This window comes from Cohnella sp., from assembly GCF_041641335.1.
Lineage (GTDB): Bacteria > Bacillota > Bacilli > Paenibacillales > Paenibacillaceae > Cohnella.
This window is the reverse complement of sequence record NZ_JBEPYQ010000093.1, coordinates 22,885-29,570: the sequence shown is the minus strand read 5'-3', so window position 1 is coordinate 29,570 and position 6,686 is coordinate 22,885. Positions and strand designations below refer to the sequence as shown.

Annotated in this window: 6 protein-coding genes; all 6 read left to right on the top strand. The window is 55.6% G+C overall.

Annotated features, from left to right (window positions below):
* The first annotated feature begins 306 nt into the window (after positions 1-306).
* The 6 genes from ACESLM_RS24505 to ACESLM_RS24480 all read left to right on the top strand — a co-directional run bounded on the left by ACESLM_RS24505 (position 307) and on the right by ACESLM_RS24480 (position 6,682).
* Positions 307-1,692: an ABC transporter substrate-binding protein gene (locus ACESLM_RS24505; protein ID WP_372635578.1), complete on the top strand. Its 1,386-nt coding sequence runs from the start codon at positions 307-309 to the stop codon at positions 1,690-1,692.
* Between the two features lie 94 nt (positions 1,693-1,786).
* Entirely contained in the window at positions 1,787-2,668 is an 882-nt protein-coding gene (locus ACESLM_RS24500; RefSeq protein ID WP_372635574.1) for a carbohydrate ABC transporter permease, read from the top strand.
* The gene (locus tag ACESLM_RS24495) at positions 2,668-3,492 is read left to right on the top strand and encodes a carbohydrate ABC transporter permease (RefSeq protein WP_372635571.1); all 825 of its coding nucleotides are present in this window, start codon (positions 2,668-2,670) and stop codon (positions 3,490-3,492) included. Before ACESLM_RS24500 ends, ACESLM_RS24495 begins: the two co-directional genes overlap by 1 nt.
* A gap of 63 nt (positions 3,493-3,555) precedes the next feature.
* Positions 3,556-4,545, top strand: a complete 990-nt coding sequence (locus tag ACESLM_RS24490) for a LacI family DNA-binding transcriptional regulator (protein ID WP_372635569.1) — start codon at positions 3,556-3,558, stop codon at positions 4,543-4,545.
* Positions 4,546-4,681: 136 nt separating this feature from the next.
* Positions 4,682-5,659, top strand: coding sequence for a LacI family DNA-binding transcriptional regulator (locus ACESLM_RS24485; protein ID WP_372635567.1), 978 nt, complete (start codon positions 4,682-4,684; stop codon positions 5,657-5,659).
* 66 nt (positions 5,660-5,725) lie between these two features.
* On the top strand, positions 5,726-6,682 hold the full coding sequence (locus ACESLM_RS24480; RefSeq protein WP_372635564.1) for a carbohydrate kinase family protein: 957 nt from the start codon (positions 5,726-5,728) through the stop codon (positions 6,680-6,682).
* Positions 6,683-6,686: the final 4 nt, after the last annotated feature.

Below are 6,686 nucleotides of genomic sequence, written 5' to 3'. Positions count from 1 at the left end.
AACGAGGCCTTTCTTAAGAAAGCTCATGGAATAGGGGTTATTCCACTGCCCTTTCATGATTCGGGCATATTCCAAACCTACAAGAAAGTAACAGAGAATATGGTCCAGATCATTTAGAACGGATAAGAAGGAAGAGTAAGGACCGAATCCGCCGCTCATTGGCGGGTTCGGTCCTTTGCTCATCGACAATAAAGTTGAAAATCCGAATTTATGACAACCGGTTGACACATTGTATGTCAACCGGTTATCATAATGGTGAAGCGATGATGATTGCGCTTTCAAATTCAGGAATCAGGGGGAATCGAATTGCCATTCAAAAAGAGTATCTCTCTAGCTTTGAGCCTCGTTGTGCTGCTTTCCGTTCTGGCCGGGTGTTCCACCGGCAACAAGAACGCGAAGGAGAGCGCGGCTCCCGAAGCGTCGTCGCCGAGCGCCTCATCCGGCTCGTCGCCTTCCGCGAGCCAGCCGGCCAAGGATGTCAAGCTTACGTTCTTCAATACTTCGGCGGAAGTCAATACCGTGTTCGAGGAGCTGTTCAAGACCTACCGCGAACTGCACCCGAACGTCACGATCGAGCTGATCCCGACGCCGATCGGCGGCGCTCAGCTGGAGAAGTTCCAATCTCTGATCGCATCGGGCAATCCGGCGACGATCGCCAACCTCGACCCGGGCACGATCTTGCAGTACAAGGATAAGTTCCTGGATCTGGAGTCGGAGAAAGCCAAGTACGAGCAGCTGGCCAAGCCGGGCGCCGTGGACGGCGCTTTGCTGGACGGCAAGTTCCTGGGCATTCCGTGGACGGCGCAAGGCTACGGCTTGCTGTACAACAAAAGGGTCGTCGAGGAAGCGATCGGCGGTTCCTTCGATCCGGCCTCGATCCAAACGCGGAGCGATCTGGCCGCGGTGCTCGAGAAGGTAGAGGCGGCGGGCAAGGCGCCGGTTATGATTCACGGCGCGGATTGGTCGCTGGGCGCGCATTATTTGGGACTGACCTATTCGCTGCAGACGGGCAACGTGGAGGAGAATCGCAAGTTCGTCGAGGATCTGAAGAACGGCAGCGTCAGCCTGACGGACAATCCGCAATTCATGGGTCTGATAGATACGTTCGATCTGCTGAAGAAATACAACGCGCGGAAGAAGGATCCGCTGGTTGCCGATTACAACAAAGACAGCGCCGATTTCGCCAAGGGAGAGGCCGCTTTCTACTTCATGGGCGACTGGACCTGGGCGGTCGTCGGTCCGCTAGAGGGCCGGGATCAGGAGTTCGGCATCGTTCCGGTGCCGATCAGCGACAATCCGTCCGACTTCGGCAACACCCATGTCGCCTACAGCGAGCCCAAGCTGTTCGCCATCGACAACTCGGGATCGACTCCCGAGCAGCAGGAGGCGGCCAAGGCGTTTATCGAATGGATGGTGACGAGCCAGGAGGGGCAGGACGCCATCGTAACCCAGATGGGACTCGCGCTGCCTTATAAGGACGTCAAGGCTCAAGGCAGCAACGTCATCTCCGATGCCGTAGCCGGTTTTGTCGATCAGGGCCATGTCATCAACATCGGCGTCATCAACTACTTCCCGCAAGATTATTGGGCCAAGACGGGCGCTTCGATGCAGAAATATCTGGTGGAGAAGCTCGATCGCGCCGGACTGGCGAAGGAAGTAGAGGATTACTGGAAGTCCATGGCGGGAAAATAAAAAACGCGCAAAAGACGGGAACGGGGTCCCCCTCGTCCCCTCTTTTGTTCAATATCGCGAGCTTGAGATTACTTGGCGGTAAAGGGGCGGCATTATGAACAAGAAAACGGGATTACGAAACGCGGGAACCTTTCTTTTTTTCGGGGGGCCATCCTTGTTCGCGTTCGCGGCGGTCGTTATCGTTCCGTTTATCGTAGGCTTATATTTGACATTTACCGACTGGGACGTCCGGACGACGGACCACTCGTTCACCGGCTTCTCCAATTACGCGGAGACGTTTCGGGACAAGGCTTTTCTGACCCAGCTCTGGTTTACGATCAAGTACGTGTTTTTTACGGTGCTGCTCTCGAACGCGGCGGCTTTCTTCATCGCGCTAGCGCTTTCCCGGGGTATCCGGGGAGAAAAATGGCTGAGAACGGGCTTCTTCACGCCTAATTTGATTGGCGGCATCGTGCTGGGTTACTTGTGGCAGACGCTCTTCTCCCAGGTGCTTCCGTTCATGGGCGAGAAGTACGGTTGGTCCTGGTTCGAAACTTCGTGGCTGACCGATACGGACACGGCCTTCTGGGCGCTGGTCATCGCCACGGCATGGCAGCTGGCCGGTTATTTGATGATCATTTATATTGCCGGTTTTTCCAGCGTGCCCGCGGACGTGCTGGAGGCGGCGCGGATCGACGGGGCGGGCGGAAGAGCGATCTTGCGGAAAATCACGCTGCCGCTGTCGATTCCCGCGATCGTCATCTGCGTCTTCCTTTCCGTCTCCCGTTCCTTTCTGACTTACGACATCAATCTGGCCTTGACCAAGGGCGGACCGTTTAATTCGACCGAGCTGGCTTCGTACCATATCGTTCAGAAGGCTTTTCTGTCAAATGAATACGGCATCGGGCAAGCGGAAGCGGTCGTTCTGTTCGCCGTCGTGGCTATAATCGCGTTGACCCAGTCATTCATGCTCAAGAGACTGGAGGTCGAGTCCTGATGAGGTCTAAACCGTTGCTGAAGCAGCTTCCTTCGTTGCTGCTGTACGGGCTGCTGCTCGTGTTCCTGTTTCCCTTTTTGCTGATCCTCATGAACTCGTTCAAGAAGACGCAATACTTCGTCGAGAATCCGCTGTCCCTTCCGACCAGCCTGGATTTCTCGAACTACGTCAGCGCGTTCAAGAACATGGGCTTCATGCAGGCCTTCGCCAATTCGATGCTCATCACGGTATTCGGAGTACTGCTCATTCTCGTGTTTTCCTCGATGACGGGGTACTTGTTCGTCCGGTTCAAGTGGAAGCTGAACAAGGCGCTGTTCTTCGTGATGCTGGCGTCGATGACGATTCCTTTCCAGGTCATCATGATTCCGCTGGTCATGATTTACGGCAATATGCAGCTGTTGAACATGAAAATAACCTTGCTGTTTATGTATATGGGTTTCGGCATTCCGTTCGGCGTCTTTACTTTCCATGGCTTTATTAAAGGCATTCCGTACGAGCTGGAGGAATCCGCCTTTATCGAAGGAAGCTCGCGGGCCAGAACCTTTTTCCAAATTGTTCTGCCGTTGCTCAAGCCGGTCGTCGTGACGCTGCTGGTCTTGGACGTGCTGTGGATTTGGAACGATTATTTGCTGCCGAGCCTGGTGCTGCTTTCGCCGGGGCTGAAAACCTTGCCGCTGTCGACGTACAGCTTTTTCTCCTCTTACTCGGTGGACTTCTCGCCGTTGATGGCGGGTCTGGTCATGACCATAATCCCTGTATTGCTGCTATATCTGTTCCTGCAAAACCAAATTATTAAGGGCATTACGGAAGGCGCGCTGAAATAAAGTTGCCCTATTCATCCGGAGATAAGCTTATAATGGGCTTAAAAAACGCTAGGTGGTTCGTTCATGGCGAAGATCGAAGACGTAGCACAAAAGGCGGGCGTCTCCGTAACGACGGTGTCCCGCGTGCTGAACAATCGGGGATATATCAGTCAGAAAACGCGAGATAAAGTCAGCCAGGCGATGAGGGAACTGCGCTACCAGCCCAACGAGATGGCGCGCGCGCTGTTCCGAAGAAAGTCGAACATGATCGGACTCATCATCCCTTCCGTCGCTCATCCCTTTTTCGGCGAGCTGGCTTACCACCTGGAGGATTGCGCGGGGCAGCGGGGATACAGGCTGCTGCTTTGCAACTCGAACCGGGACGTCGCCAAAGAGCGCAAGTATGTGGAAATGCTGAAGAAAAACCAGGTGGACGCGATCGTGATGGGGAGCTCGGTGCTGGAGATCGAGCATTATCTTCATCTGGACCTGCCCATCGTGTCTTTCGACCGATACGTCTCGGACAAGATTCCGATTATTACCTCCGATAACGTTGGGGGAGGTATGTTGGCCGCCCGTTTGCTGATCGAGAAAGGCTGCCGCAAGCCGGCTTGCGTCTATCGCGGCGTCGACGGTCCGCATCATCAGGCTTTATTGGCCCATGGGAGAATCCGCGGTTTCGAAGAGGCGATGAGCGAAGCCGGCATCGAACCGGTTTGCCGCGAGTTGCCGTCCGGCGATACGATCCCCAATGGGAACGACGAGGAGATCGAGCGGTTCCTGCGCGAGCATCCGGAGGTGGACGGCGTGTTCGCGAGCAGCGATTTGATTGCCGTTGAAATATTGCGGGCCTGCCAACGGCTGGGGAAGCGGGTTCCGCAGGAGATGAAGCTGATCGGCTACGACGACGTTCCGCTCGCATCGTTGATCCTGCCCGGCTTGACGACGATCCGGCAGCCGATTCGCGAGATGTGCGAGCGCACGGTCGATATGATCGTCAAGCAGATCGACGGTCAACAGGTTGCCGGAATACATTCCTTCCCGGTAGACCTCGTCGAGCGCGAGACGACCTGATCGGGGGGGCGCCGCCCAAGAGGTCCCGGATCGATAGCCGCACGGATCAAGTCGGTCGGATCATCGCGATCGGCTTTTCGACGGTCGTCGTGTCAACCGGTTGACAACTTGGTTTTGCGACAAGGAGAGGATTTCATTGAAGGTCGTCACGATAAAGGATGTCGCAGAACGAGTCGGGGTGTCGGTTACGACGATCTCCCGGGTGCTCAACAACCGGGGGTATTTAAGCGACAATCTGAAAAGAAAAGTGCATGAAGCGATGACGGAGATGAATTATCAGCCCAACGAGTTGGCCCGATCTCTGTCCCGCAAAAAGTCGAATGTCATCGGACTCATCATTCCGGATATTTCTCATCCTTTTTTTTCCGGAATGACCAAACATATCGAATACTACGCCTATAAACACGGCTACAAGCTGATGCTGTGCAATTCGCTGCTGAACAAGAAGAAGGAGAAGGAGTATATCGAGCTGCTGCGAGCCAGTCAGGTCGACGGAATCATTATGGGCAGCCACACGATGAGGGTGGAAGAATACGCGGCGATCAAGCTTCCTCTCGTGACCCTGGATCGTCGAATCTCCAATGCCATTCCGCATGTTTCGTCCGACAATTATCTCGGGGGCATGCTGGCCACGAGCCTGCTGCTCAAGAAAGGCTGCCGTAAAATCGCCTACCTGAGCGGAAGTCTGCAGCTTAACCTGCTGGCCAAGCAGAGGCATGACGCCTTTATCGGGCAGGTTCGGGGGCAGGGGGTCGATTACGTCGTTCGCCAAACGGATTTGAACGGATTTAAATACAAGGAATACGAGTCGCTTGTTCGCGAGCTCTTCCGGGAGCATCCCGACATCGACGGCGTATTCGCCAGCAGCGACCTGCTCGCGCTGCAGGTCATCAAGGAATGCCGCCGACTGGACAAGAAGGTTCCGGAGCAAGTCAAGGTCGTCGGCTATGACGGGATTCCGATCGGCGGCGCGGACGAATTGACGACGATCGAGCAGCCGATCCGGGAGATGGGGAAGCTGCTGGTGGGGCGGCTGCTTCAGCAAATCACGGGGGAGGAAACGCCGTTGGAAACGATTCTTCCCGTCCGGCTGCTGGAGAGAGGCACGACGTGAAAATTTCGGAGTTCTCCTGAATAGAGAGGAGCCGCTCGCCCAATTACAGGAACGGGAGGTTGGCAGGTGCTTGAATGGGATCGCCCCTTGGTCTTGCGGGAGGGGCAGAATGATGTAGTGACGGTCGGGGAGCTTCTGGTCGATCTGATTTCGGCGGAATACGGGGATACTCATGAGAGCGAGGCTTATCATAAATACTTCGGGGGATCTCCGGCGAACATCGCGATGAACGTCAGGAAGCTCGGAGGACAATCGCAGCTGGTAGCGGCAGTCGGAAACGACGGATTGGGACAATATCTGCTTCGGCAACTGCGCAAGGGGGACATAGATCCGCTATTCGTCGAGACGGTCGATCAGGCTACGAGCCTGGTTCTGCTGACCAAGAGCCGGTCGACGCCGGTTCCGATTTTTTATCGGAGCGCGGACTATCAAATCGGATTCGGACCGAAGCAGGAACAATTGCTGCGGCAGTCCAAGCTGCTGCACTTTTCGTGCTGGCCCGTATCGAGAACGCCGGCAAGGACCGCCATCGAGAGCATGATTGCGGCCGCGAAATCGCACGGCGTACGGATCGGATTCGATCCCAATTATCACCCGATGCTCTGGCCGAAGGACGAAGACGGGACGTCGTTCGTGAAGTCTCTGATCGGCATGGCGGATATCGTCAAGCCATCTGACGATGACGCGGAGAGGTTGTTCGGTCCGGATTCCCCCGAGAATCAAGTCGAGAAGTTTTTGGGCCTGGGAGCCGGGCTGGTCATCCTGACGATGGGGAAGGAAGGGGCCTTGGTCTCCAACGGAACGGAAATCGTCCGCTTCCCTACGCTGGCCTCGGAGGTTGCGGATACGACCGGCGCCGGAGACGCGTTCTGGTCCGGCTTCTATACCGGCCTCATCAAAGAGCATACGCTTCGGGAAGCGATATCCCTCGGGTTTGCCGTGAGCGCGTACAAGCTGAAGTTTACGGGCGCGGTCGTGGATTTGCCCGCGCTGGACAAGATTAGGGCACTATACGGATTGTAAGAGG

What these genes read in the sequence shown, in the direction of transcription:
- ACESLM_RS24500 (WP_372635574.1), top strand. Translation starts at nt 1,787, where the DNA reads ATGAACAAGAAAACGGGATTACGAAACGCGGGAACCTTTCTTTTTTTC.
- ACESLM_RS24495 (WP_372635571.1), top strand. Translation starts at nt 2,668, where the DNA reads ATGAGGTCTAAACCGTTGCTGAAGCAGCTTCCTTCGTTGCTGCTGTAC.
- ACESLM_RS24490 (WP_372635569.1), top strand. Translation starts at nt 3,556, where the DNA reads ATGGCGAAGATCGAAGACGTAGCACAAAAGGCGGGCGTCTCCGTAACG.